Origin of the sequence: Parapedobacter defluvii (assembly GCF_014642075.1) — a bacterium.
Lineage (GTDB): Bacteria > Bacteroidota > Bacteroidia > Sphingobacteriales > Sphingobacteriaceae > Parapedobacter > Parapedobacter defluvii.
Window position 1 is genome coordinate 21,051 of sequence record NZ_BMIK01000005.1, and the last position, 26,695, is coordinate 47,745.

At 46.8% G+C, this 26,695-nt stretch carries 26 protein-coding genes; 10 read left to right on the forward strand and 16 right to left on the reverse strand.

The window, feature by feature from the left end; genetic code table 11:
- Window positions 1-126 precede the first annotated feature (126 nt).
- The 3 genes from rfbA to IEX60_RS09460 all read left to right on the forward strand — a co-directional run bounded on the left by rfbA (window position 127) and on the right by IEX60_RS09460 (window position 3,276).
- A complete protein-coding gene (rfbA, locus tag IEX60_RS09450) occupies window positions 127-1,005 on the forward strand; it encodes a glucose-1-phosphate thymidylyltransferase RfbA (protein ID WP_188749893.1) in 879 nt (292 codons plus the stop codon).
- A 92-nt stretch (window positions 1,006-1,097) separates the two neighbouring features.
- Window positions 1,098-2,237, forward strand: a complete 1,140-nt coding sequence (gmd, locus tag IEX60_RS09455) for a GDP-mannose 4,6-dehydratase (RefSeq protein WP_188749895.1) — start codon at window positions 1,098-1,100, stop codon at window positions 2,235-2,237.
- Between the two features lie 100 nt (window positions 2,238-2,337).
- Complete coding sequence (locus tag IEX60_RS09460) at window positions 2,338-3,276, forward strand: DUF8428 domain-containing protein (RefSeq protein WP_188749897.1); 939 nt, start codon at window positions 2,338-2,340, stop codon at window positions 3,274-3,276.
- A gap of 20 nt (window positions 3,277-3,296) precedes the next feature.
- Here IEX60_RS09460 and IEX60_RS09465 read toward each other — a convergent pair whose 3' ends face one another.
- The 7 genes from IEX60_RS09465 to IEX60_RS09495 form a co-directional block, all read right to left on the reverse strand.
- A complete protein-coding gene (locus IEX60_RS09465; RefSeq protein WP_188749899.1) occupies window positions 3,297-7,061 on the reverse strand; it encodes a sensor histidine kinase in 3,765 nt (1,254 codons plus the stop codon).
- Between the two features lie 58 nt (window positions 7,062-7,119).
- Window positions 7,120-7,890 (reverse strand): succinate dehydrogenase/fumarate reductase iron-sulfur subunit, encoded by a 771-nt coding sequence (locus IEX60_RS09470; protein ID WP_229717495.1) that lies wholly within the window; start codon window positions 7,888-7,890, stop codon window positions 7,120-7,122.
- A gap of 85 nt (window positions 7,891-7,975) precedes the next feature.
- Entirely contained in the window at window positions 7,976-9,907 is a 1,932-nt protein-coding gene (locus tag IEX60_RS09475; protein WP_188749902.1) for a fumarate reductase/succinate dehydrogenase flavoprotein subunit, read from the reverse strand.
- Between the two features lie 50 nt (window positions 9,908-9,957).
- A complete protein-coding gene (locus tag IEX60_RS09480) occupies window positions 9,958-10,731 on the reverse strand; it encodes a succinate dehydrogenase cytochrome b subunit (protein WP_188749904.1) in 774 nt (257 codons plus the stop codon).
- Between the two features lie 173 nt (window positions 10,732-10,904).
- Window positions 10,905-11,504, reverse strand: coding sequence for a porin family protein (locus IEX60_RS09485; protein ID WP_188749907.1), 600 nt, complete (start codon window positions 11,502-11,504; stop codon window positions 10,905-10,907).
- 72 nt (window positions 11,505-11,576) lie between these two features.
- Window positions 11,577-11,876 (reverse strand): hypothetical protein, encoded by a 300-nt coding sequence (locus IEX60_RS09490; RefSeq protein ID WP_188749910.1) that lies wholly within the window; start codon window positions 11,874-11,876, stop codon window positions 11,577-11,579.
- A 38-nt stretch (window positions 11,877-11,914) separates the two neighbouring features.
- Window positions 11,915-12,538: a hypothetical protein gene (locus IEX60_RS09495; RefSeq protein ID WP_188749912.1), complete on the reverse strand. Its 624-nt coding sequence runs from the start codon at window positions 12,536-12,538 to the stop codon at window positions 11,915-11,917.
- 202 nt (window positions 12,539-12,740) lie between these two features.
- Between IEX60_RS09495 and IEX60_RS09500 the strand changes: the two genes are divergently transcribed.
- From IEX60_RS09500 to IEX60_RS09525, 6 genes are all read left to right on the forward strand, one after another.
- Window positions 12,741-12,956 carry a CsbD family protein gene (locus tag IEX60_RS09500; RefSeq protein WP_188749914.1) on the forward strand — a complete coding sequence of 72 codons (216 nt, stop codon included), beginning with the start codon at window positions 12,741-12,743 and terminating at the stop codon, window positions 12,954-12,956.
- Between the two features lie 12 nt (window positions 12,957-12,968).
- Window positions 12,969-13,307: a tRNA-binding protein gene (locus IEX60_RS09505; protein WP_188749917.1), complete on the forward strand. Its 339-nt coding sequence runs from the start codon at window positions 12,969-12,971 to the stop codon at window positions 13,305-13,307.
- A gap of 15 nt (window positions 13,308-13,322) precedes the next feature.
- Window positions 13,323-13,799: a nucleoside deaminase gene (locus IEX60_RS09510; protein WP_188749919.1), complete on the forward strand. Its 477-nt coding sequence runs from the start codon at window positions 13,323-13,325 to the stop codon at window positions 13,797-13,799.
- 167 nt (window positions 13,800-13,966) lie between these two features.
- Window positions 13,967-14,578, forward strand: coding sequence for a superoxide dismutase (locus IEX60_RS09515; protein ID WP_188749921.1), 612 nt, complete (start codon window positions 13,967-13,969; stop codon window positions 14,576-14,578).
- A gap of 121 nt (window positions 14,579-14,699) precedes the next feature.
- Window positions 14,700-15,704 carry a zinc-binding dehydrogenase gene (locus IEX60_RS09520; protein WP_188749923.1) on the forward strand — a complete coding sequence of 335 codons (1,005 nt, stop codon included), beginning with the start codon at window positions 14,700-14,702 and terminating at the stop codon, window positions 15,702-15,704.
- Window positions 15,705-16,082: 378 nt separating this feature from the next.
- Window positions 16,083-17,939, forward strand: a complete 1,857-nt coding sequence (locus tag IEX60_RS09525) for a RagB/SusD family nutrient uptake outer membrane protein (RefSeq protein ID WP_188749925.1) — start codon at window positions 16,083-16,085, stop codon at window positions 17,937-17,939.
- Window positions 17,940-18,011: 72 nt separating this feature from the next.
- Here the strand turns inward: IEX60_RS09525 and IEX60_RS09530 are convergent, their stop codons facing one another.
- A complete protein-coding gene (locus tag IEX60_RS09530) occupies window positions 18,012-18,455 on the reverse strand; it encodes a DinB family protein (RefSeq protein WP_188749927.1) in 444 nt (147 codons plus the stop codon).
- A gap of 13 nt (window positions 18,456-18,468) precedes the next feature.
- Window positions 18,469-19,788 (reverse strand): serine hydrolase domain-containing protein, encoded by a 1,320-nt coding sequence (locus IEX60_RS09535; protein ID WP_188749929.1) that lies wholly within the window; start codon window positions 19,786-19,788, stop codon window positions 18,469-18,471.
- 57 nt (window positions 19,789-19,845) lie between these two features.
- Between IEX60_RS09535 and IEX60_RS09540 the strand changes: the two genes are divergently transcribed.
- Window positions 19,846-19,995 (forward strand): hypothetical protein, encoded by a 150-nt coding sequence (locus tag IEX60_RS09540; RefSeq protein WP_188749931.1) that lies wholly within the window; start codon window positions 19,846-19,848, stop codon window positions 19,993-19,995.
- 20 nt (window positions 19,996-20,015) lie between these two features.
- Here the strand turns inward: IEX60_RS09540 and IEX60_RS09545 are convergent, their stop codons facing one another.
- From IEX60_RS09545 to IEX60_RS09575, 7 genes are read right to left on the reverse strand one after another with little or no spacing between them, the layout of a single operon-like run.
- Window positions 20,016-21,434 carry a glycoside hydrolase family 140 protein gene (locus IEX60_RS09545; protein ID WP_188749933.1) on the reverse strand — a complete coding sequence of 473 codons (1,419 nt, stop codon included), beginning with the start codon at window positions 21,432-21,434 and terminating at the stop codon, window positions 20,016-20,018.
- Complete coding sequence (locus IEX60_RS09550) at window positions 21,431-21,886, reverse strand: GNAT family N-acetyltransferase (protein WP_188749935.1); 456 nt, start codon at window positions 21,884-21,886, stop codon at window positions 21,431-21,433. The genes IEX60_RS09545 and IEX60_RS09550 overlap by 4 nt, the downstream gene beginning before the upstream one ends.
- Before the next feature lie 11 nt (window positions 21,887-21,897).
- Window positions 21,898-22,875 carry an AAA family ATPase gene (locus tag IEX60_RS09555; RefSeq protein WP_188749937.1) on the reverse strand — a complete coding sequence of 326 codons (978 nt, stop codon included), beginning with the start codon at window positions 22,873-22,875 and terminating at the stop codon, window positions 21,898-21,900.
- Window positions 22,839-24,050 (reverse strand): DUF4350 domain-containing protein, encoded by a 1,212-nt coding sequence (locus IEX60_RS09560; RefSeq protein ID WP_188749939.1) that lies wholly within the window; start codon window positions 24,048-24,050, stop codon window positions 22,839-22,841. Before IEX60_RS09560 ends, IEX60_RS09555 begins: the two co-directional genes overlap by 37 nt.
- The gene (locus tag IEX60_RS09565) at window positions 24,047-24,778 is read right to left on the reverse strand and encodes a DUF4129 domain-containing protein (protein ID WP_188749942.1); all 732 of its coding nucleotides are present in this window, start codon (window positions 24,776-24,778) and stop codon (window positions 24,047-24,049) included. Before IEX60_RS09565 ends, IEX60_RS09560 begins: the two co-directional genes overlap by 4 nt.
- A gap of 5 nt (window positions 24,779-24,783) precedes the next feature.
- Window positions 24,784-25,677 carry a hypothetical protein gene (locus IEX60_RS09570; protein WP_188749944.1) on the reverse strand — a complete coding sequence of 298 codons (894 nt, stop codon included), beginning with the start codon at window positions 25,675-25,677 and terminating at the stop codon, window positions 24,784-24,786.
- Complete coding sequence (locus IEX60_RS09575) at window positions 25,655-26,635, reverse strand: stage II sporulation protein M (protein WP_188749946.1); 981 nt, start codon at window positions 26,633-26,635, stop codon at window positions 25,655-25,657. Before IEX60_RS09575 ends, IEX60_RS09570 begins: the two co-directional genes overlap by 23 nt.
- Between the last annotated feature and the right edge of the window lie 60 nt (window positions 26,636-26,695).

A 26,695-nucleotide genomic window follows, 5' to 3' on the forward strand; every position in this document is an offset into this window, starting at 1 on the left:
ACCTGTTTACCCATCCATTTTAATCCGTAAAATTTAATACTTTTGGCTTTTTACAGTCAAAATAAAGGTACAGTGGAACTTGCTAGAGCAGCGCGTTCCACAGACCATTGAACAAACACTAGTTGAATGAAAGGTATTATTCTGGCCGGGGGCTCCGGTACGCGCTTACATCCATTAACGCTGGCGATAAGCAAGCAAATGATGCCCGTGTATGACAAGCCCATGATTTATTATCCACTATCCACCTTGATGCTATCCGGTATCCGTGAAGTGCTGATTATTTCCACCCCCCATGACTTGCCCGCTTTCCGCAAATTATTGGGAGATGGTTCGCAATTGGGATGTTCTTTTTCTTACGCCGTACAGGAGGTTCCAAATGGATTAGCCCAGGCTTTCGTAATTGGAGAGTCATTTGTGGGGCGTGAAGACGTTGCCTTAATATTGGGAGACAATATATTTCACGGTGAAGGGTTGTCGCGCTTGCTGCAGCAAAGTGCTAAGTTGCCGGAAGGAGGAGGGGTCGTGTTTGCGTATCCCGTATCCGATCCTGAACGTTATGGTGTGGTCGAATTTGATGAGCAACGAAATGTGGTGTCCATTGAAGAAAAGCCGGCATCCCCTAAGTCTAATTATGCGGTCCCGGGTCTCTACTTTTATGACAATACGGTCATCGAAATCGCTAAGAATATACAACCGTCAGCCCGCGGTGAATATGAAATCACAGATGTCAATAAAGTATACCTGGAACAGGGACGGCTGAAAGTAGGAGTTTTTAGCCGCGGCACAGCTTGGCTGGATACCGGAACCTTTACTTCGCTGATGCAGGCAGGACAATTTGTGCAGGTCATCGAAGAACGGCAAGGGTTGAAAATCGGGTGTATAGAAGAGGTCGCCTACCGCATGGGATTCATCGATGGCCAGCAATTAGAAACCATTGCCCAACCGTTGCTAAAAAGCGGATACGGCCAATACCTGCTGAAATCGGTATTGAAGAAACCTGTATGAGCTACCGCTCAAAAAAGGATATAAATAAGCGGCTCATGCAAGCTTCATCACCTTTTAGAAACAATTTATTCTAATGAAAAATAACTGAAGGAATGTCAAAAACTGCGTTGATTACCGGCATAACTGGACAGGATGGAGCCTATTTAGCCGAGTTCTTGCTGAAAAAAGGGTATCGGGTGCATGGCTTAAAACGAAGGAGTTCGCTGTTCAACACAGACCGTATTGACCATTTGTACCAAGATCCCCATGAGTCGGGTCGTCATTTTACATTACATTACGGCGATCTCACTGATGCCACCAATCTGATCCGGATTATCCAGGAGACGCAGCCGGATGAAATTTATAACCTAGCCGCACAAAGTCACGTTAAAGTGAGTTTTGATACACCGGAGTATACAGCGAATGCCGATGGATTGGGAACACTCCGCATATTGGAAGCCATCCGGTTATTAGGTCTTGGTAATAAATGCCGTTTTTATCAGGCGGCTACTTCCGAGTTGTATGGTCTCGTTCAGGAAGTACCCCAGCATGAAAAAACCCCCTTTTACCCGCGCAGCCCGTACGCAGTGGCTAAGTTGTATGCCTATTGGATTACCGTCAATTATCGGGAAGCGTATAACCTTTTCGCCTGCAACGGAATACTGTTCAACCACGAAAGCCCCATCCGCGGCGAGACTTTTGTGACACGTAAAATAACAAGGGCCGTAGCCCGGATAGTACTGGGGTTACAGGACAAACTGTATCTGGGTAATCTTTCCGCCCAACGTGACTGGGGGCATGCAAAAGATTACGTAGAAGCAATGTGGCTGATGTTGCAACAGGAGACAGCAGAAGATTATGTGATTGCAACAGGTGTGACGACAACGGTACGTGATTTTGTAAAGATGAGTTTTGCAGAGCTGGGTATTGAAGTGGAATTCAGTGGAAAGGGAGATCGTGAAAAGGGCGTAATCATTGATGCGGATGAAAAGCGGCTTATTGAACTGGGTATTCAACCATCAACCGTGAAATTCGGCCAAACGGTGGTTAAGGTAGATCCAACGTATTATCGCCCAACTGAAGTAGATTTATTAATCGGTGATGCCACAAAGGCCCAGGTGAAATTGGGTTGGCAACCTAAATACAACCTAGAAGCACTTGTACAGGATATGATACATTCAGACTTACTGCTGATGCGTAAGGAGGAATATCTTAAAAAGGGTGGTTTCGGGACGCTGAATTATTTTGAATAAGCCGGTGGGTTGCCTTGGCGGCCTACGTTCGAAGGATGTTGGAACAATTTTTGCATGGGTTTGTGTGTTGTAAGGAAAGGGGTTTTGCCGTACATAAACCATGCAAGAAATACATACCATGCAAGAAACAGGTACTGAATCCAAGCCTGAGGAGATAAGAAAAGATTCAACCAAGATTTATTTCTTTGTGGTGGCCATTGTTGCGTTGCTTGCTACCAACGTGTACTTTTATGTGAAGTATAAAAATACGGGCGATCAGGTTTATGAGTTGACGGGCGAGAAGGTGAATATGCAGGCTGAGATTGATCGTATTGAAGCGGAAATGGATCGGCTGACCAATGAAAATGTTGAAATCAATGCTGCATTGAAGGCTTCCCAGGATAGTGTACAGTCTGCCATTGCATCCCTTCGACACCAATTGGAACAAAACAATCTTACGCGGGAGCAGCTGACAGAAGCCCAACAGGAAATCAATCAACTAAAGCTGCAGGTTTCTCAGTACAAAGAGGAAATAGAACAGCTGAAGAATCAAAACGCACGCCTTACATCGGAGAGGGATGAGTTGAAACGGGAAATCTCATCGTCTTCAGAACGGGTTGCCGAACTTGAGGATCTGAATACAGATCTAACAGATAAAGTAAAGGTAGCATCGGCATTGAAAATTTCAGACATTGTGGTGAATGGTGTGAAGGAACGCAATAGCGATAAAGAAAATGTCGAAACGCGTGCAAGAAGGACCGATAAGCTAAAAATCACATTTACGATAGCCGATAATCCGTTGGCAGAAAGGGGGATGCATGATGTTTACCTTCGTGTAATTGATCCCAATGGTAATTTACGTACGGCGGATTACGGGCTTTTTGAAGTGAATGGAAATCAAATTCAATACACCTATAAAACGGCCATCGAATTCCTGAATGACGGTGCATCCTACACCATTGACTGGAAGGATACCCGGGCTTTCCAAAAAGGCGCATATACCATCCTGTTATATGCGAACAATGCAATAATGGGACAGGGAAGTGTCGTATTGAAATAACAATGCCTATGCTTAGTAACCTATGTCAAAGGCTGTTTTACACCTACTGCCGGAATCCGGATAAAAAACGTCGTACCTTTTCCAACATACGTTTCGTACTGAATGCTTCCTCCCATTCCTTCGACGGCTTGTTTTACGAATGCCAAACCGAGGCCTGTTCCTGAACTTTTGGTGGTGAAGTTGGGCTGGAATAGTTTTTCCCGTGCCTCGGGACTGATTCCATGGCCGTTGTCTTCGATTGCGATCGAAACGTAATTGTCGGACTCATAGTTAATGTGGATGTCGATCAGACATTTTCGTTTGGTAATCGCTGCTTCAATTGAATTTTTAATCAGATTATTAAACGATCTCAACAGTTGGTCGCGGTCTCCCTGTATCTTAATCTCGGGGTCCCCGCAACGATTAAAAATCTGTATTTTGACACCGATATTGTTACTGAATACCTCCACTGTCTTATTTATGATATCCAGCACATCTACTTCTTTGAGTTGTGTATCCGGCATTCTCGCAAATTCCGAAAATTCGGAGGCTATCAGCGATAGGCTATCGATCTGTTCGATGAATGATTCGCTGAATCGGGCAAACCGTTCGTCAAACCGTGGATCTTTCTCTTTCCACGAGCGTTCCAACTGTTGAATCCCCAGCTTCAAGGGGGTCAATGGATTTTTGATTTCATGGGCCACTTGTTTTGCCATTTCCCGCCAGGCAGATTCCCGTTCCGATCGCATAATCGTATTGGCACTCTGTTCGAGTGCCGCAATCATGAGATTATATTCCTTAATTAAGCTCCCGATTTCGTCGTGACGTTTCCAAAAGATCGGCTCATTTTGTTTGCCGATACTGGTTTTGGCCAGGCTGCGTTGTACCAGCGCCAATGGAGCGGTTATTTTATTGGCAACAAATACAGCGAATAGTCCCAACACAAGAATAACCAGTGCATATATATTGACCAGCGTGTTGAGGAGCAGTCCGATATTCTGTTCAAATTCCTTTTGGTAACTATAGTGGGGCAAACTCAGAAAAGCCACCGGTTCATATGCATCATTTCGGATCGGCGCATAGGCGGCAATAAAATTCAAATTGCCGATCTGTTCATGCTGAATAAACTCCGACCGTTGCTGGCGGGCTAAATGAAGCCAGGCTTTGGGGTTTATGTACCGGGATACCAAGCGAAGGTCATAGATACGGGGTTGGGTGGAATAGGTCAGTTGTCCATCAATCCCGTATAGATTAAGATCCGAAGCAATGGATTCCGCAATGGTATTGAATTGCTCGTCAGTGGAAATTTCCCGGTTAACATTTGCCTCCTTAAGGATTTTTGACTCTAATCTCCCCGCGATGTCTACCACATATTTCAGTACGGCACTTTCCTGTTGTTTTCTGAATTGGCTGCTGATGCTAAAGAAAGTGATGATTCCCGCCACGATTAGCGTAAATACGACTGCAGCCACCATAAATGTCTGTATGCGCGTGCTGTACAATACACGATTGGTGAGAATTAAGAAGCTCCATCGGAGGTTCCGCAAGCTGAAATCGTTGCTGTTCAGTGTCAATACCAACCACCGTGAAATGAAAGCAAGAATGGCAAATAACAGAAAGACAAGGAAAATAAAGGAAAGTGCTGCCAGCTGCTTCCAGCTGCTTTGCTGTGGCTGGCTGACAACGATCAGCGTCCGGCTGTTGGGCCGGTACATCATGTGATCGAAACCACCTTCGTTGCCAAGGGGGATGTATTTGCGTTGATCCGGCGGATACGCTTCCGATGACAATGGATAAACGTAGTCGCCGTATTGACTTACAAGGGTGCCGTCCCGGTAAAATGCAAAAGAATACTGTGTAACCAATTCTGTCTGCCGTTGATCGATTCGGCTGTCGATTAGAATGTCGGGATAAGCGGCAAGCTGGCTGAACGAGCGGTTTTGCAATTCGATGAGCAGAATGCCTAGCAGATTTCCGTCTTTTTCGACCGGCAGCTGCGCGAAGTATTCGAAATTGCCGAACCGGCTGTTTCCCCTGTAAAAATTTTCAGACACTTTAATGGCGCCTGATATTACTTTATTGCGGTATGATTCGAGTTTACTAACCGAACTTTCCCCAATGGGAATCCAATTGGTATCATATTCATTCGCCACAAATTCGTATTTCGAGAGATAGCCGCTTAGGTAAGTTCTTTTGAGGTGTTCGTTAAGCAGATCTCGGTTCTCAGCTTCCGGCCATTCAAAATATTCGATCAGAACGGGGTCTTTTACGATTTCTTTTTCAAGGTCATGAAACAAAGCAATCGCGTTGCCATCATCCGGGGCTTCCATTCTAAAAATGGCCAGTTTTTGCGCTTCCTCTTTTTTATAGCGCTGGAATTGATCGTGCTTTATAGCGGTGATGGCAGCAAGTAATAATAAGGTCGAGATAAAGATGGCCAAATCGAATTGGCCCTCCCATTTTTTGACATACCAACCACGTAATCCGATCAATACAAATAATAAAATGAAGGTAACGGGGAAATTATCAAGTGAAAGTTTCATAAAGAAAACACTGCGGATTATCCCCGCACATAGAATAAAGGCAATGCCAATAAAAAGTAGCCTCCTTGGATTGGGAACAATTGCGTGTGCCAGTGTAACCAGCAAATCGATCAGCAGGAGCAGCGACATAATACTGAGGCATAGGGCAATGATCCCAATCCAACTGTATATATTCAGGTTCAGTATATTGGTGACATCGAAGTTAATGTCTGAATTGGTGACAAGTCCGGCGAATACATTTGTGATACCCAGACTCACCAAATAAATGAACAATCCGAACAGCAGCAGTAAAACAAAGCTACCTGCTTTGGTGTATCCAAATGCAGGGATTTTCAGCTGATTCCGGAATGCAAAAAGATATCCGGTAAACCAGGTAAATGCAATCACATTGAGCAGGAGGCCACCCAAATGGGGAAACAGAAAGCTAGAAGCAAAATTTCTGGGATCAAAAATTCCGGTGTAGAAATGTGAGGCTAGCCAGCCGTAGTGAAGCTCTAGATAGCGTATGCCCGTCAAGCTACAGGCAAACAGTAAAACCGAATACCAAACCCAGCCTCGTTTTGCCATCCACGCACAGATGATATTGAGCAATAATACCACGCAGAATCCTGCGAGCAGCCACATGGCAAGTTCCAACTTTGAAAAAAAGGTGTCGTGCTGGCCTTCACGTAATTTGACGGAAAACAGGTATTCGCCGGTCACACTCCGGATGTTGTGAATCAGCTGATCGTCGTATCCGGCAATTTCAAGATTGTCGGTCTCAACGAGGTTTTTCGAAAATACATTCCGTAAATATTCATTGTTTTTTTGGAAATCTGATTTTATCGGAATCAGGAACAGCACGGCGAAATTTCCAGTACTCTTTTTGATGGATTCATACCATCCGTTTTCCGTTTTTATCATGTCAACCCCATTGCGGATACCTGCATCGGTTTTCGGTACGAACGTATCCGTTCCCCAAAAGATTAATTCGTTATTTATGTATGTAAAGGGATAGATGTCATTCTGATCAACAAAGTAATCAAGGATGTCTTCCGTAAGTTTGACATCGGTGTCCAATGCTTTCAGTGCATTGAACCGGCTGGTATCGTTGAGGAAGTCAAGAACAATTTGTTCCTTCTTGTGTAGGTTACTCTGGATTTTCCGGGCGTCTAAGAGAAGAATCTCTTCGTCATTGAAGGTAAGGTTAATGGAAATAGCAGTGCCGATGAAACACAAAGTCAGCACCAACAGCAGCAACCTTATTTTGACGACTGTACTCAACCTTTAGACGGGTTAATCACGTAAAAATAGCAAATCCCCCGCTAAATACCAATGGTGATCAATGAGCCTCTTCTTCTTTAAAGATTTTGGCGTTGAGGTATTCACGGTTCATCCGTGCAATATTTGTCAATTTGATGCCTACCGGGCACTCGGCCTCACAGGCACCTGTGTTGGTGCAGCTGCCGAAACCTTCAGCATCCATTTGAGCCACCATGGCCTGCGCACGGCTGTAGCGTTCCGTCTGCCCCTGCGGCATCAACGCATATTGGGAAATTTTTGCAGAGACAAACAGCATGGCAGATGCATTTTTACAGGCAGCCACACAGGCTCCACACCCGATGCAGGTGGCAGATTCAAAAGCTTCGTCGGCTACAACCTTCGGAATGGGAATGGTGTTTGCATCCGGTACACCGCCGGTATTCACGTTAACATATCCGCCTGCCTGTTGAATGCGGTCAAACGCTGTACGATCTACCGCCAGATCCTTGATTACGGGAAAAGCGGAGGCTCTCCACGGTTCAATTACAATGGTCTGCCCGTCGTGAAAACTGCGCATATGCAACTGGCAGGTGGTCGTTCCCTGCTTAGGGCCATGGGGGCGGCCATTGATGTGTAGGGAACACATTCCACAAATACCTTCGCGGCAATCATGGTCAAAGTGGATGGGGTCTTCACCTTTGCGTACCAGATCTTCGTTGACAACATCCAGCATTTCTAAAAAAGACATGTCCTGAGAAATCCCGTTCGCTTGATAGGTTACAAATTTACCCCTCGTTTTGTCATTTTTTTGACGCCATACTTTCAACGTCAGGTTCATGTTTCCACTCATGATTATCTTATTTTGACTTCTCTTTTCAGAGATTTCGTACCTCTAACCTCGTACCTCGTACTTCTAATCTCGTACCTCGTACTTCCTATTTATAGCTCCGCTGTGTCAGCTTCACATTTTCAAATTCCAATGCTTCCTTGTGGAGTACCTCGGGTTGATTTTCACCTTGATATTCCCAAGCGGCTACATACCGGAAATTTTCATCATCCCGTTTAGCCTCACCTTCCTCGGTTTGGCTTTCTTCACGGAAATGCCCCCCACATGATTCGCGCCGGTTGAGCGCATCGTCTACCATCAGTTCTCCCAGTTCAAGGAAATCGGCCACACGACCGGCTTTTTCGAGCGACTGATTCATCTCCTCATTTTCGCCCAATACGGTTACATCAGACCAAAACTCCCTGCGTAATTCCTGAATAAGCCCTTTTGCCTTTGTCAACCCGACTTCGTTGCGTGCCATGCCGCAATACTCCCACATGATGTGCCCCAGCTTTTTATGGATGTCGTCCACTGTTTTGCTTCCTTTCAGCGAAAGCAATCTGTGTACGTTCTCTTCAACTTCTTTACGGGTTTTTTCGAAGTTCGGATGATTTTTGTCAACAGGGTCGAAGCCCAGTCCGGCTAAGTAATCGCCCACGGTATATGGAATTACGAAATACCCATCGGCTAGCCCCTGCATCAGTGCTGATGCCCCGAGCCGGTTTGCCCCGTGATCGGAAAAATTACATTCACCCAGGGCATATAAGCCTGGAACTGACGTCATCAGGTTGTAATCTACCCAAAGGCCGCCCATCGTGTAATGCACAGCAGGATAAATCCGCATGGGCTGCTTGTACGGATTTTCATCCGTAATTTGATAATACATATCAAACAGGTTTCCATACTTCGCCCGTACGGTATCTTCACCCAACCGTTTGATTGCATCTTCGAAGTCTAGGAAAACTGCAATACCTGAGGCGCCTACGCCGCGGCCTTCGTCCACAACCTCCTTGGCATTACGGGAAGCCACGTCACGTGGTACCAGGTTGCCGAAAGAAGGGTATTTGCGTTCTAAATAGTAATCGCGGTCCTCTTCCTTGATGTCGGATATCTTGATTTCCCCTTTACGTAGTTTTTGGGCCAATTCCACCGTTTTCGGTACCCATACCCGTCCGTCGTTCCGGAGCGATTCCGACATCAGCGTCAATTTTGACTGGTGATCCCCTGTGACCGGAATGCAGGTAGGGTGAATCTGCGTATAGCAGGGATTTGCAAAGAACGCCCCGCGTTTATGAGCGCGCCACGCGGCGGTAACGTTACAGCCCATGGCATTTGTGGATAGGAAGAATACGTTGCCATATCCCCCGGTACACAATAGCACGGCATGACCTTCATGCGATTCGATGGCTCCCGTTACCATGTTGCGGGTAATAATGCCGCGGGCATGCCCATCGATGGTAACCAAATCTAGCATCTCATGCCGGTTGAACATTTCTATTTTTCCTTTATTGATCTGGCGGTTCAGGGCAGAATACGCACCGAGCAGCAGCTGCTGACCCGTTTGTCCGCGGGCATAGAATGTCCGGGATACCTGTGCACCGCCAAATGAGCGGTTATCCAACAAACCGCCGTATTCCCGGGCAAACGGAACACCCTGGGCCACACATTGGTCAATGATGTTTACGGAGACTTCAGCTAGTCGGTATACATTGGCTTCGCGCGCCCGGTAGTCGCCTCCTTTGATCGTATCGTAAAACAAACGGTATACACTGTCACCATCATTCTGATAGTTTTTGGCCGCATTGATCCCGCCCTGTGCGGCAATGGAGTGGGCCCGCCTTGGGCTATCCTGGTAGCAGAAAGCTTTGACGTTGTACCCCAGCTCTGCTAGGGAAGCTGCAGCAGACGATCCCGCCAATCCGGTACCTACCACGATGATGGTGTATTTCCGCTTGTTGGCCGGGTTGACCAGTTTCAGATTGAACTTATGTTTCGACCATTTTTCGGCCAAGGGCCCTGCTGGTACTTTTGAATCTAACATAGTGTAATAACCATTATATCAATATGCCCGCTATGGGCATCGCGAATCGCTTAACTGGAAAAATAAAAATACAACGGCATGGCGGCAAACCCGATGGGGATGGCGACTCCGAATAACCAGACACCCAGAAACCGGATGACGGGTGCATATTTCTTATGATCAAATCCCAGTGTCTGGAATGCACTTTTAAAGCCGTGGATCAGGTGAAAGGAGAGGGCAGCCATGGAAATCACATAAAATGCAACCAGAAGCCAGTTTTTAAAGGTAAACTGAACTTGTTTATATAAATCCTTTGCCTTGATTACCTCCACATCGTTGTCGATGTATTTCACGTAATCCGTGTATTCATCTCCGATTAATTCAGTTACCGTGGTTTCCTGGGTGGCCAGGTCGGTCCGATATTCAATGTAAGGCACGCCGTCGTTATGGTACTTCCACCAGAAATTGCTCATATGGGTCACAATGAAGACCAGTAGCACCGTACCAAGTATCCCCATGTTGCGCGAATTCCAGGCGCTGTTTGCGGATCCGCGGTATACGGCATATTTTACGGGTCTTGCCTTCCGGTTATGGATCGTTATTACCAGCGCATAAATCGCGTGTATAACAATGGATGCATACAGCAGATAGGAAACGACCCGGATGGGGGTGAAGTGGGTCATAAAGTGGGCGTAGTCATTGAATGCTTTACCTTGATCGTTGTAAAATAACTGCAGGTTGCCAATCAGATGGACGATCAGGAATGTACATAGGAACAGACCCGTTAAACTCATTATCAACTTCTTCCCCAGTGATGAAGAAAGCAGATGTCTTGATTTGCTCATTCTCCTCGATTATTTGCTTTTGGTAAGCAAATCTACCAATTGATTTATTATCGGTAAAAACAAACAAGCAAAATAGTTAATTTAGAACTGTTCTAAGTTTTTGACATATAGGAGCATAAAAAAGCCATGCCAGAAATGGCATGGCCGTGTTCAGACACGATCGTGCCAAGTCGTTAAAACAACCTGTATCCAACCCCAACGGTCCAAAGATTTAACTTTTGGGGGGCACTGTCATTTTTGCTCAATTCACTCAATCCGTGTTCGTACCGTAAGTCTACACGGAAGTTACTGATGTCAAGGCCAAGACCACCGGTCACTGCCCACGCCTGATTTTTATAGTCATCGACATTCAGTACCTGTTCCGTAAACGTATTAGCGATATTTTTGTCTACTACGAAGGAGACAACCGGTCCTGCAACAATGCGCAACCCCGCAGGCCCCATGCCGATACGGGTACCCAATAATAAGGGCAGGTCCAAGGAGGTGAAGGATACCTTTCCTTCCTCATTTTGTTCAACCAGTTTTGCTTCAGAACTTTTGCCTGTCACATAAAGTTCGGGTTGAAAGTGTACACCTGCACCGCCGATGCGGGCCCAAACACCAGCCTGATAACCTGTACGTGTACTGGCGTCCAAATACTTTTCGTTGTCCGACTTTAAACTGGAGAAGTTCAGCCCTGCTTTAACGCCAAACTGTAAGCTTGGCAATAACTGGGCATTCGCCCCGACAATTGCCGATGTCAATAGAAAAGCTGTGATAAAAAACTTTTTCATAGTATTTAATAATTTAAATACATTTCACTACAAAATTCGAGCCGAAATCGTCGCTTTCCCATTGTAGGCCGGTCAAGGATTGGTGCAGTCGATGTCTTCGTATTGTGCGATCGCCTCTTCCAGTTCCTTCCGGTTGGCAAGCGTACAGTTCTTTATCTTTTCCAGCAGCGTAGTTGCGGTCTGTTTCAGACGTTCGCAATTTTCGACGGAGGACGGATCGGCAACATAGGCTTCTATTGCCTGTTGGTAGGCCGCAGATTCCCGCTCGGCTTTGCAGCCCAATGGGCCTGTTCCTCCGTCTTTTTTGCAGCCGGATATCAGTAGAAACCCGGTGATAAACAGCATCCCGAAAATTGACTTGTTCGTGTTCATAACGTTTAAAATTTAAAATGGTAATTAACTGATTCTGGTTATTTTAATCCTTTATTGGTGATAATCGCCAGCCACCTGCCCGTCATGGCAAATCCCTGAGCAATCCGGTCATTGTGGTTGGGGGTGCCTACAAAAAAATTGTCGCCGGGTACCCGGTCGGCCTCAATCTCCAGAAGCGCATTGCCCGGATTTGCCGTCTCCACAAAGGTTAAGGTGGAACTCACTTTGGCATGCTGGTTTTTGATGCCGCCGAACCAACCCGGATAGATCCATTTGGTTTTGACAATGAGTGTATACGGTGTTTCTCCTTCTTTGACAAAGCGGATGCCGGTCTTGGCATGTTTCTCCGCGGCGGCGATGAAATGATCCAGGAACCGGTTGGTTTTGGCGTCATTCCAATCCGCTAACCAATCCGCTGATTCCCCGGACTTTTTTTCTTCGATTTCCTTAACGCGCTTATCGATGTACTGCTGTTCACTGAGATTTTCATCGTAAAACCTGACCTCACTGAGGTCTAGTTTTACAGCGACGTTTTCCTGCCCTTTCAGGAAGTCGAGATTGCCGGATACGACCTTCGGTTTTTGGGCAAAACCTGCAGACACCGTTACGGCTGTGATGAACACTGCCATGCACAGTCCTTTCATTAATTTGCCATTCTTCATTTGCTGATTAGTTGTGTGTTTAAAAATTTCTGTTAGATATATGTTTTTCCGATCCAAAGATAGAACGTGTCTTTCGTGCTGATACCCCCCTAAAGGGGGTTTTGGAGTTCGCTGCGGTTTCAATTTTTAGATGCCTGTGTGGAGTTCAAAAAACTTCATGTACTTTTGTTAGCAGTTAATCAATTGATAAAACAGGTAGGATATGGCAGATATAAAAATCACAATACCGGAATGGGAAATCCTGAAAAAGAAACTCAGGCGGAAATACAACCATCTTTCTGATGAAGATCTTGCGTTCGAGCAGGGGAAAGAGGACGAGTTGGTAAGCCGTTTAGCCAACCGGATAAAACGGACCCGCGATTATGTGCTGTTTACCTTGAAAAAGGGGCTGGCGGATTTGGAGAGCAATCGGGTTTAAAAAGGATATTGCATGGAAGAAATTTCGTGGCAGGACTTTGAAAAAGTAGAACTGCGTGTGGGTACCATTATCGACGTTTCAGATTTTCCAAAAGCCAGAAAGCCAGCCTATAAATTGCGAGTTGATTTCGGCGAAGAAATAGGAGTGCGCCAAAGCAGTGCACAGATTACCAAACACTACAGCAAGGAGGACTTATTGGGGAAACAGGTGATCGGGGTGGTTAATTTTCCCAAAAAGCAGATAGCAGACTTCCTATCGGAGTGCCTGATTACCGGATTTTCCGATAAAAACGGTGATATTGTCCTAAGCACGGTCGAACGCCCGGTACCCAATGGAGCCAAGTTGATTTGATTCACGGAAGAACGCATGAAATATATCAACTTTGAAGAAGCCAGCGATACGGTTTCCGACGAAATATACATGAAGGAAGCGCTGAAGGAAGCGCATAAAGCGTTGGAGCAGGGTGAGGTTCCGATCGGTGCAGTTATTGTATCCAATGGCAGGATCATCGGTCGCGGCCACAACCTGACAGAGCGGCTGAACGATGTCACCGCCCATGCGGAGATGCAGGCATTTACCGCTGCGGCAAATTACGTTGGCGGCAAATACCTACACGACTGCACCTTGTATGTAACCATAGAGCCCTGTGTGATGTGTGCGGGTGCAGCATATTGGACTCAAATCACCCGCATCGTGTTTGGGGCCCGTGACGAAAAGCGCGGTTTTTCCAATTTGGGCCGCGCCAATGTACTGCATCCCAAAACAACGCTCATGAGTGGCGTGCTGGAAGCTGAATGTGCGGAGCTGATCACGTCATTTTTTCGTAATAAACGTATTAAATAATCATTAATGATTGGCCCTGCAAACAAATTAGCTTTGATAATCGTTAATTATGCTAGCAGGGCGGCTTTCAGGCAGCGTCGCTGCGATCAATAAAATTGCTTTTGTGGGCAACTTTAGCTAAGTTTGTCCAACACTAATAACTAATTTTTAATTAAAATATACGTATTATGGCTTTTGAATTACCGGCGTTACCTTACGCCTCAGATGCATTAGAACCCCATATTGACAAGGAAACCATGGAAATCCACCATGGCAAGCATCACCAAGCTTATGTGGATAACCTTAATAAAGCGATTGCAGGTACAGATGCGGAGAATCTGACGATCGAAGAAATCTGCAAAAACATTTCCAAATACCCTGCAGCGGTACGCAACAATGGTGGGGGGCATTACAATCACTCATTGTTCTGGACGGTTCTTTCGTCAAATGGTGGAGGTACACCTTCCGGTGACCTTGCGGCTGCCATCGATGAAACATTTGGGTCGTTTGATGAGTTAAAAAAGAAACTGCAGGAAGCGGGAGCTACCCGTTTCGGTTCGGGATGGGCCTGGCTCGTTGTGGATGATTCCGGTAAATTGCAGGTTACATCAACGCCTAATCAAGACAATCCGCTATTTGACATTGCTGAGGTAAAGGGTACACCTATCCTGGGAATCGATGTGTGGGAACACGCTTATTATCTGAAGTATCAGAATAAACGTCCGGGCTATCTGGAAGCGATTTTCAATGTAATCGACTGGAATGCAGTAGGCAAGCGCTATGCCGATGCAAAGAAATAAAAAGTAAAACATAGAAGTAAAAAAAGCGGCCGTACATCCTTGTATGAGCCGCTTTTTTGGCAGTATGGCCAAAGAGTCTGATGTCTCATATCTGATGTCTCATATCTCATATCAAAAAAAAATGAAAGCGATCGTTCTTCACGGAATCAAAAAGCCTTTAGTAATACAGGAAGTGCCTGCACCCCAATTAAGTGGTCACGAGGCGTTGGTACGTGTCAAGGCCGCCGCGTTGAATCGCCGAGATTGGTGGATACAGCAAGGACAATATGCAGGGTTGAAGTTTCCCATTATTCTGGGTTCCGACGGTATGGGAATTGTCGAAGCCGTCGGTGCAGATGCGGGCAATACCTGGGTGGGCAAAGAGGTTGTCCTCAATCCTTCTATGGCCTGGGGAGATAATGAAGCATTCCAGCAAAAGTCTTTTTCTATTTTGGGGCTGCCGCAGGATGGAACCTTTGCAGAATATGTACGGGTACCGGTGGAAAATTTGTACGAGAAACCCCGGCACCTTTCTTTTGAGGAAGCAGCTGCGTTACCACTCGGCGGGCTTACCGCATATCGGGCCCTTTTCAGCCGAGCTAAGCTGGTAGCCCGCGAAAAAGTGCTGGTGGTCGGTACCGGTGGCGGCGTAGCCTCCTTTACCCTGCAGTTTGCGTTGCATGCCGGTGCCGAAGTGTACGTTACTTCGGGAAGCCGGATAAAAATTGAACAGGCGATTGCTATGGGTGCATCGGGCGGTGCATTGTATACTGAGGAAGGCTGGGCACAGCAATTGTTGGAAAAGACAGGTGGATTTGATGTAATCGTAGACAGTGCACTGGGAGATGCGTTTACACATCATCTCGATTTGATGAATCCAGGGGGCAGGATCGTGTTTTTTGGGGGAACAGCCGGAAATATTCCCCCGCTCAATGCACGGAAGATATTTTGGAAGCAACTTTCCATATTAGGAACCACTATGGGATCACCCCGCGATTTTTCACAAATGCTGTCCTTTGTTGATGACCATCGAATCAAGCCTGTTGTGGACAGTGTGTATGCCCTCGATGAGGCGGAGGCTGCTATTCGGAGTATGGACGACTCATCGCAGTTCGGAAAAATTGTGTTGAGTGTAGAAAGGATGTGAATTTCGGAAAACAAGGAAAAAGGGGCGCATGTACTATCCGCCGTATCGGGGCTCCGTGGCGGAATATAAGGAATCGATTGATCATGTGATCAACTTAACCATGGCCAAACAAAAGTATTTCCAAGTTTTTAAGAGATTTTACGGTTTCCCGTAAGAATGGGTTTTTCGTCCTGCAACGAAAACAGTTATGAATACAGGAAATCTTGAGCCGAATGGAAAACAAACCTAACGATGATTTACCGTGTCAATAGATCTAATGTTATGGTAAAAAAGCAAGAAAATCAAGGAGAGGAAATACCTGAAATTTTCGGATGAAATCGACGAACAACGAAACCAAAATTATTGTATCTTAGAAATTGGTATCAGACCATCACGTATATGAAATATTGTTACTTTTTAATCACCTTATTCCTACTGGCATTCACTTTCGCTTGCAAAAAGGATAATCCAGAGACCGAACGTATCGTAAAACCGAAATTAACCGGTGCGGTTGAAAAAGGACCCTTTTTAAAAGGTTCCCAAATATCTATCGTGGAGTTGTCAGCAGATCTAAATCCAACGGGTCGGATTTTTAAAACAGAGATACTGAGTGATTTGGGGCATTTTGAGATGAATGATCTAGCGTTAGTGTCGCCCTATGTGCAGGTATTGGTAGACGGTTTCTATTTTAATGAGGTAACTGGGGCACTTTCGAACTCGCGTATCACACTGGGTGCCTTGGTCGATATCAGTTCGCAGAATACGGTCAATGTCAATGTCATTACCCATCTTGAGCAACGACGCGTAAAACATTTGATGAAGGAAGGGGCTACTTTTGTGCAGGCAAAGAAGCAAGCGAGTAGCGAAATCCTGCAGGCGTTTTACATTAGCGAAGAGCTGGACGTCACGTCCGATAATGTGAGCCTTGTAGACAACAATAACAATGCAGCTTCATTGCTAGCTATATCGTCCGCGCTGCTCAATACGGTTTCGTCTGATGCAGCGTTGACTGAAACGCTGAATTCCCTAGCGCAACAAATCGAGTCGGATGGAGCGCTCAGTGAAGCAGACAGTGAACGGATCAAGCAATCAATACGGTCGTTGAATATGGAATATATTGCCGACAATGTCGTTACACGGTACCGTGACCTGGGAATGGAAGTGGAGATTCCAGATTTTTTGGACGTAATACCCATAGATGAAATCACTGAACAAGATTTTTTTACGACCGAAGAAGATTTTATTGTGGCCTACGGTGCGGCGGTAAAATCATTTTATGAGTATTACCAGGCATTTGCAGTGTTTGAAGCTGCATATGCTCACACCGTAGACGCGAGCACCAATCCAACCTATTTTGAAATTGCAGGGCATCAATTTGCACCTACTAATACACCGGTATTCCAATTATGGGTAAAAGCTTACGGAACCGTGCGGATGTTTAGTTTGCTGATACAAAAGGGGGAAGGTAGTCAACTGACGATGGCAAACGAGATTGCGCGCTACGCACATACCCACCTAGGTTACCTTTATTGGTCAATGATGACCTTATGGGGGGACATTCCGTATTTGGATCCTGCGCAGTTGGATAATCTAATAACTCCTCCCAGAACCCGGATGATTGATATCCTGTCTTACCTCACTCCGTCGATTGAAGCTGCGGCGCAGCACATTCAGGCAGCAAACAATCAATATGGCATCAGTAGATCATTTCCGTTGGCTGTTTTGGCGAGGCTATACCTGTTGGAAGGCAATTATATCAAGGCAAAGCAATACGCAGAGGACGTTATTCAAAGCGGATTGTTCAGTCTTTCACCCGATCGGTGGGGAGGGACTGAAAACGTATATGGTTATACCCTGTCAGCCGATTTTCTCGAAGAATTAGTTAATCCAGACTACCGAGAGCTGATTAATAACAGCAATACCATCCAATATGTTACTTATCCTGAAATCGTGTTAACGGCATCGGAGGCCTGTCTTAATTTGGGAGAAGTTGACCAAGCCGTCGGATATCTGAATCAAATTAGGCAGAGTAAAGGCAAATCTGCATTGGCTTCAACAGATCGTGCCGTAATCGAACAGGCACTGTTGGACGAAATTAAAGACGAATTGGGGAAAGACGGACTTTGCTTTTCGGCGCTAAAGCGAAATGGTAAAGCAGAAGAAGTATTGGATATACCAGCCTATCGGGAACTGATACCCATACCGCAGCAGGAAATGGAAAGAAATCCCACCATGACGCAAAACCCGGGGTACTGATTGGTTTTACGGTGCTCGCAGCCACGGGGTGATCGGCTAATGGTATGTGTAGACGTAGGACTTGTCGCGGAACTACCGTTTGTAAAAGATATAATCCGTAATCAACGGCTCCATTCCGTTTTGTCGGAATAAGAGTGCAATTTGTCCGCGATGGTAGGTAGAATGGTTGATGACATGGAAAAGAATATCCCCCACTGTATTGACAAAAGGTCGCCCATCGCTGGTCTTATAGGTGATTGGGTCGGTTAATCCGAAACTGCCCAACAGGGTAATCGTTTGGTTAAAATTGTGCTGATCTATTGCTGCGAATGCGTCACTTGGACGGCTTTCCCATACGGTACAGCCGGTTGGTTGGCCCAGAATCCGGTTATTCCATATCTGGTGAGCATTCAGCATATGGCTGAACAGAGACATTGATTTTACATCGGCTTGCTCGGGTTTTTCACTCAATATGGCTGCTAATTGCTGGTTGCAGTGGTGATTATACGTAAACAGATTCTCAAAGAATGTTTTCATTTTCTTGCCTACTTTACTCCTTGGTAAACGTAAATTCCCCGCCGTTTTGTTTGAGCACAAAGGAACTTTCCGCCGGATTGAATTCAATGACCACCCCAGCTTGGTCAAAACTAAATTTATCCTTTCCGGTAGCCTCCAGGGGAAACGAAGGCTGTCCCGTTGCTTGCGCCAGTAAATGACTCCCGTCGCTTGTGATGGTAATATGTATCGGTAGTTGGGAAGACGAATATACGCCCAGATACTGAGGGATTTTGTCTTCTTCCAACAAGTAGCTACTGAACACAGGGATGTCATACGGTTTGTTAAACGTTGCACTCAATACGGCTATTGCAACATCGTTGTTATTCATTGCTGTACCATTAGACAGAAGGGCAAACGAAACTTGGTCCTCGGGAAAATAGCCCCAGGTAGAGCGGAATCCATCAATACCGCCCGAGTGTCCAAATGCTTTCCTTTCGTAAAACGGTAGTTGGAACAGTCCCATTCCATAGCCATCCCGGATGGTTTCCATTTGCGCTACGCTTTCTTCCGACAAGATTTTTCCTGTAAGCAGGGCTTCGCCGAACTTAATGATGTCTGTGGGTGTAGAAATGATGGCTCCGGCTCCAAGCGGTATCGAACGGTCGGTCTCGGAATCCCTGATCCATCCGTCTGAAGCTGTATAGGACCGCGCTTCGTTGTTTTCTGGGTCAATCTTGCCACCGAGGAATGTATGGCTTAAACCTACCGGCTTAGTGATATACTGATCCAGTAGTTGTGCATAGGGCTTTCCAAAAGCTTTTTCCAGTATGTAGGTCAGCAATACATAATTGGAATTGCTGTAACTCGCTTTGGAATCCGGCTCAAAATCACTACCGAATGCCGAAATGATTTCCACCATTTCCTTTTCCGATTTCGGTTGCTTATTCCATTCTAAGTAATCGTCGTTATTGGTGAAATTGGCTATACCGCTTCGATGGTTCAGCAACTGGCTGATGGTTATTTTTTCCGCATTTGCTATCGTTGGGAAATATGAATCGATCGTTTGATTGAGACGCAGTTTATTTTCCTCTATTGCTTTCAGCACCAGCGTTGCGGTGAATGTCTTGCTTATGGAGCCAATTCGGTATTTGGTGTTTTCATCCGGCTTTTTTTGCCCTTCCACATCGAGGTATCCCACGGATTTCGTGTAAATCAGTTTTCCGTTTTTTGATATGGCTACGCTACCCATGAACCTGTTATTCTTTTCAAGGGTGTCGAAGTAAGCGTCCAGTTTGCTTTTGTCAACGTCTTGGCAAAAGGCAACTACCCCGCCGAATAAACACAGTAATGTAATAAAAGTTGATTTTTTCATGCTGCTTTGACGCCTAGCCACTCCAGATTGTTACGATAACCAGATTATGTCACACCTATGCTCCTGCCCGCTTCCCTTACCCTTCCTTCGGTCCCTATCCCCATATCCCCCGCATATACCTCGGTAAAAGTGCCCGCCATCGACCTATTAGCGAAGGGCAAGCGGCTAGATAGCGGAGTAAAGGTGTATGAGGGGGAGCATGGATGAGGAGGCACACTTCCGCGTGCTCACCGCTTGAAATCCGGAATCGGATACCCCGCTGCTGCATGATCGATTACCAGTACCCAATCTTTGCCGAAACCTTGCGTCGGTGCCACCAGCTGAAGTTCTCCTGTACGGTTTAATGTTCCCAAATCGGTGGTTTCTGCAGTAGCCGGATTAAACCACCATCCCCGCAGTGCACCGGCTTTGAGTGCTGATGTATTGACGGTGATGTCCCGTCCCTGAGGTATATAGATCATGAGGTAACTTCTCCTACGATCCCGGAACGCACGTATGTGTTCTCCTTTTTTTCCCTGTCCGCCGGCAACGATGGTCTGATCGGGTACGCGGTCCTTAAACGGACGTGATTCGATGAGTTGACGGAGATAACCGACCTGGAATGCACCCGGTCGGTCAAGGGCTTCGGTCCAATACCGATCCGCATGGTTGATTTTTTCCTCTCTCTCACTCCAGAATTGCCAGATGCTGTGATGTCCGTATGTCACTCCGCATGCACCCGCAAAGACGGAACGGTAGGTTTGTTTGCGAACGTCGTAATCGTTGAAATAACCATTTTTAGGATCCCATGCCGGCCAAGGATTTACCGGATGATCTTCATAATTCGGCTCCGAATCCAATGTCGGCTTCGTCGGCGCTCTTTCGCGGTCGCGTGTAATCCATTCCCATACAGGTACATCGTGTCCCGACCCGTGCCCGGACTGCATCATGTTTACGTGCAGCCACGGTTCGTCGTGGATTTGCCGGGAGGTCGAGTTCGGTCCGCCCGAAATGTGATAGGAGAGGAGTGCTTGCCCTCCGGTGGCATCAAGAATGCCGTTGGCCATCGCACGCCATACCGGGCGGGTATCTACGGAATCATGGATGGCCGGACGGTCACCCCCTAAAATCCAGATGATATTTTCCCTGTCTTTGTAACGGTTTCCGAGCCAGCTGCCATAACGGTAGGCATTCTCGGTAGTGAAAATCTCCGGACCGCCGCCCCACATGCGGGTCACCTTGTCGCCCCACGTTGGCAACAATCCGATGAACAGCTGTCTTTCGTACGCCGATGTGATCACCTCATCCACCAGTTGAAAATAGGATTCATTCGGCTTCTCGGGATCCTGGTCGGCCAGCGGAATATCTCCATATTGATTCGGGCGCTTTAAACCGTCCATCTCAGCCAGCACCACGGCCTGGATAACATTGAAACCTTTGGCTTTCCGGTTATCGAGGTATTGCGCAATTTCTTCCCTTGCAAGGCGGTGAAACAGTTCCCATGCCGTATCTCCCAACCAAAAAAATGGGGTCCCATCCTCATACTGCAGGTAGTGGCCATCCCGTGTAACCTGTAGGCGGCCATGTTCCCAGTTTGTTTGTCCGTAGGCGGCGGTGGCGATGGAAAAGGCAGCCAATGCCGGTAGTAGCGTGCGTAGCGGATTCATAAAGCTAATTTCTTTTCAAAACAAACACTGTTTTCAATACCGATATACTGACCATAGTTTTCAGTCCGCGTGTAGCCGTTCTTTTCATACAGGGCAATAGCTTCGGGTTGTTTTTTCCCTGTTTCCAATAAGCAGCGTTTATAACGCAGTTCAACAGCCCAGCTTTCCAGTTCGGCAAGCACCTGGGTGGCGATACCCCTGCCTCTAGATTCGGGCAGTGCATACATCCGCTTGATTTCCATTATTTCGGACGCATATTCTTTCATGGCCCCGCAGCCAACGGGTTTATTGTTTTCATAGGCGACGATGGCGTGTTTAATGCGGTCAATTTTATTGAACTGGTGATAAAAAGCATGTTCACTCCCATCCCGTTGCGCCAGGTCGGCATCCAGCAACCCGACAAGCATTGCAAAGTCCGGATTGCCCGAATCGGTTCTTGTGAGTTTAATCATGGTTCTTGCGTTTACCTGGGCACAGCAATCCCTTTGATGATCTGTGACACCACGTCGTCTGCCGTCAACCCTTCCATCTCACGTTCAGGGGTGAGGATGAGGCGGTGGCGTAATACAGCAGGGGCCACGCGTATTACATCGTCCGGTGTAATGAAGTCGCGGTCATCCATTACGGCGATTGCTTTGGCGCTGTTGGCAATTGCCAACGAGGCACGGGGCGACGCTCCCAAGTAGATGGATTTGTGGTTGCGCGTTTCATGTACGATACGGGCGATAAACTCCAATAATTTATCTTCGATATGCAGGCTTTTCACCGTCTTGCGGTAATTGCGGATATCTGCCGTGGTAAGTATGGGTTTGATGGAGGTAATTTTTTCATCCAGTTTCTGCGTATGATGGTAGGCCAATATCTGTGTTTCTTCTTCCAGGGAAGGATATCCAACTTCTATTTTAAATAAAAAGCGGTCCAATTGGGCCTCCGGCAACCGGTAGGTACCTTCCTGTTCAATCGGGTTCTGTGTAGCCAGTACCACAAAGGGTTCCTCCATCGGATAGGTATGGCCGTCTAAGGTAACCTGCCGTTCTTCCATCACTTCAAATAAGGCAGCCTGTGTCTTTGCGGGCGAACGGTTGATTTCGTCGACCAGGATAATATGACCGAAAATGGGTCCGGGTTTAAAGCTGAATTCATTTTCCTTCGGGTTGAATACAGATGTACCCAAAACGTCCGAAGGCATGAGATCCGGCGTAAATTGAATGCGGGAAAACTTGGCATCAATGCACTGGGCGATCAGCTTTGCACTGAGCGTTTTTGCTACGCCCGGTACACCTTCTATGAGGAGATGCCCATCGGCAAGGATCCCCGCAATAAGCAGATCGACCATCTGCTGTTGCCCCACAATTACGGTTGCCAGCAGGTCCCTGATCTGTTGGATAGCACCTGTTAGTCCACTCAGGTCAGTACGTTGTTCGAAATGTTGTTCTTCCATAAAGTTTGCTGATAAAAAAGTTCAAGATCACGATGATAGGATACCAATTTCTTGTCGTCAATGGTGCTGCCGCGCTGTATCTCGTTCATACCCTGAAGGATGTTTAACAAAATAGACGCATCCACGCCCGACCGTAAACTCAGGTATTGCATGAAGTTTCCGTCGACTTCGTTGGTGTTTAGATGGTAGGCCGAACGCACGTGTTCCAGAAAATAGCGGTACTGCTTGGCAAGTAAATCGCGGTTATCCCGACGTTGGTAATAAACCGAGCTGACTACCTGTGCGAATTCGATGCTTGTATTTTTAAGAGGTTCCACAACGGGAATCGCCCGCTGGCGGCGTTTGATGCCGTAAAGTACAAAAGCGAGTAAACTGAACAACGCGATGAAGTAGGCGGGGCGCAGGTGTTCATTGGTGAGAAAGAAGCGCAAGGGAGACTGTTGTGTCGGGTCTCCCAATGTCTGGTAATCGTCCCAGATCAACTGCCGTTGCGGATTCAGGTACGAAAGTGCATTGGCCGCAAAGGCAGCTCCTTCCGGCGATAAGAGTGCATAATTGGTGAAATAGTCGGGAGATGACAGCAAGTACAGGTTGCCATCGCCAACCGGATAGCGGAGAAAAACCGTATTGCCCCTGCCGTTGGTTGCCAGTACCGTAGTCCGTAACGTATCAAATTCTGTGAAATGCCCTTCCGATATACGTTTGTCAAACCGAAATCCCGTTTCGGAATGGAGTGCTGGGTTTGTGAAGTTGACCGTTTTTACGGTGTCGCCCCATGGGAAATAGCCCTGGGTTGTTAGTTTTAGGCTGTCGGAAAATACAGATCCGAATAGATGCGCCGCGATAAACAGGTCATTTCCGCTTTTTACATAAGCCAGCAATTTCCGATAGTCCGGCTCGTCCATATCCAGTTGGGAGGCAATAATCAGGTAACTATCGGCGCCGTTGCCCGCTTCCTCAAGGGTATTGTATATCCGTTTTCGGTAAGGGCGAACGGCCACTCCGCCAAACAAGTTGGATAATTCGTGGTGCAGGATATACGTTCCGTAGGGGATCTTATCCGTTCTGGCATAGGTTTTTGTCCAGTTCACCGGAGCAGGTTTCCGGTATTGGACGTATAGAAATGTGCCCAATGCCAGCAACGCAATGATGATGTATACCTTCAGATCCTTCATTTCAGCTCTTCATCAAACTGTTGGAATGCTTCGTGCAATTGGTTAAAATGTTGGCGATTGACGCCGAAATCACCGTACCAGATGTATTCAAATTGCCGGGTGAGCCGTTTAAATTCCGATTGAACCCTGGTGTCCTCCAGTTCGCCTACATAGGCAGCGTTGGTCTTGGCCGGCTGCCAATGGATGAGGCCTGAATCACTGAGTTTTTTCAGGCAGTCCAGGTACAACAACCGTACTGCGAGCCGGTAATTCCCGTTTTCCATCGCTTTCTGGAGTTCCGCTGCGAAATCGATGCCATGGATGTTTTCAGTATGCTCGGTAACACCGAGATCGGAAGTTCTTGACTTCCGGGAAAAAATGCCTGCCGCATCCATCCCCAGCAATTTTATGACGAGGTACAGCAGTGCTGCGATACCCAAGACGACGAGCACGTTTTTCAACAGCGCATGGGAGCCTTCCCGGCTCATCAATTCCGCGATCTTGTACGCGAGCCATTGTTTAAAGCGCTGCCACCACGACAGGTCTACCCGCTGTTCGTCGTATTGGAAGTCGGCGCGCGCCTTATAGCTGTCCAGCGAAGCTTGGTCAAACTGTCGGGGAGTTACCGCAGACGAGTCCGGCATGACGATTTTGGCCGTTTGGTCTGCCGGGGCATGGTCTGCATAGGCAGAGACACTTAGCCAGCTACTGCAGCAGAGTAACCAAAGGATATATCGGAACTTCCACATCAGTTTCAATATTCTTCATCGGGTAAATCCCGGCCCGTATCCGTGTTTGTGCCGAGGTTTTCAATACGTTCCATCAGCCCGGTGCCCTCCTTTTCTTCGCGGAGGTTGAAATAGCAAAGTGCCGTGGTAATTGTGGGAAGGGAGTAGACCAGCATGCCGAAGGATTGGACAACCACATTCAGTATCGCTCCGGTCAACGACAGGGAGGATGTTTCACCCAAAAGTAAACTACTCATGGTCATCAGGGTGCCGGGCAGGGCAACCAATCCGACACTGAAGTAGGCAATCAGCCAAACGATGAAAAGTGCGCCGAACGTTTTCCACCAATTGTCTTTGATCAAGGTAAATGCCCGGGTAAACGCTTGATCGAATGGCGCACCATCCATAATGATCATTACATACACCAAACTCGCAATCGGAAATAGATAGATCCCCGGGATGATGCAAAACAGGGTGCCAATAGCCACGATGATACTCAATAAGAGCGAGGCCAGTGTGAAGCGCCAAAAATGTGTTTTGCAGGCATTCCAAACTTCTTCTTTGGTGGGAGCAACGTTGCCGTTTTTCTTGTATAGATCGATGAAACACAACGTAACCAACTGGACAACGGTAAAAGAAAGGAAATAAAACAGCAGATACAGTACATAGTTAATTCCAAATCCGGTAAGAAATGCCGTACCGCCAAAAGCACCCAATGTACCGGCTCTTTCCGCGCCCAGGAGTCCGATGGTCTTGACCTGGATCAGGATACCGGTAGCCATGGCTGCCAGTATGAAAATAAGGCAGATGTAAAGCAGCGGCGTAAACAATGCTTTAAAGTTTTGCCGGACGAAATTGATGCTGTCATTGATCATTTCGCCAAAATCGCGGGTACGGCTAAATTCGACCTTCTGTTCCATGGTGCAACTTAGTTAATTTAGAGGATAGATGTAAACGATTCGGATAGATTACCACATACCAGCTGATAAAGGCGAGCGATCCGGCTAATATGGAGCAACTCACCCATAGGGGCATCCCGGTATGACGGGTTACAAAACCTTCGAGGAAAGCTGCCGCTACAAAAACCGGAATCAGGCCGATGATCATTTTCAGTCCATCTTTGGCCCCCTGTTTAAAGGCAACCATCCGTTTATAGGTTTTGGGGAATAAGAAGCTGTTGCCCATGACAAGGCCGGCAGCGCCGGCGATGACAATGGCTGAAATCTCCAATGTGCCGTGAATCCAGATGACCAACACCGAATCCCAGCCCAGTCCTTTGCTGAAAAAATAATACTGAAACGATCCCAGCATGATACCGTTGCGGACAAGCACATAGAGTGTACCCACCGAAAAGATAATGCCCAGGGTAAAGGCAAGAAAGGATACCCAGATATTATTGATGGCAATGAAAAAAAACATTTCGAACGGATCTGCCTGTTTGTAAACACCAAATGGATCCCCATTTTGAATGTTTTCATTCGTCATGTTTACATAGCTATCACCCAGGATGAGCCGTACAAATGTGTCATCGTATCGGGCAGACAAGGCTCCCATGACGCAAAAGGTCAGGAAAAACAGCAGTGCATACAGCAACTGCTTTTCGTGTTGCTTAAAAAGCAACGGCAGTTCGTACTTCCAAAAGGTGATGAACCTTCCCCCTTTTTCACGTTTATTCCGGTAGATGGACTGGTGTAGCCTCGCAGCAAGCCCGTTGAGATAGGCCGTTGTCCGCGATTTGGGATAGAAAGTCTTGGCATATGCAAGGTCATCCGTGATGGAAATAAAACGGTCTGCCAACTCGTCCGGCGAATTGGATTGCATATTTTCAAACTGTTCCCACTTCGCTGCGTTCTGCTTTACAAATAATGCTTCGCGCATGTTTCAGTCACTTATCGTTAATGGATGGCAATAAAAATAGTAAACATCGGCCAATGTTTT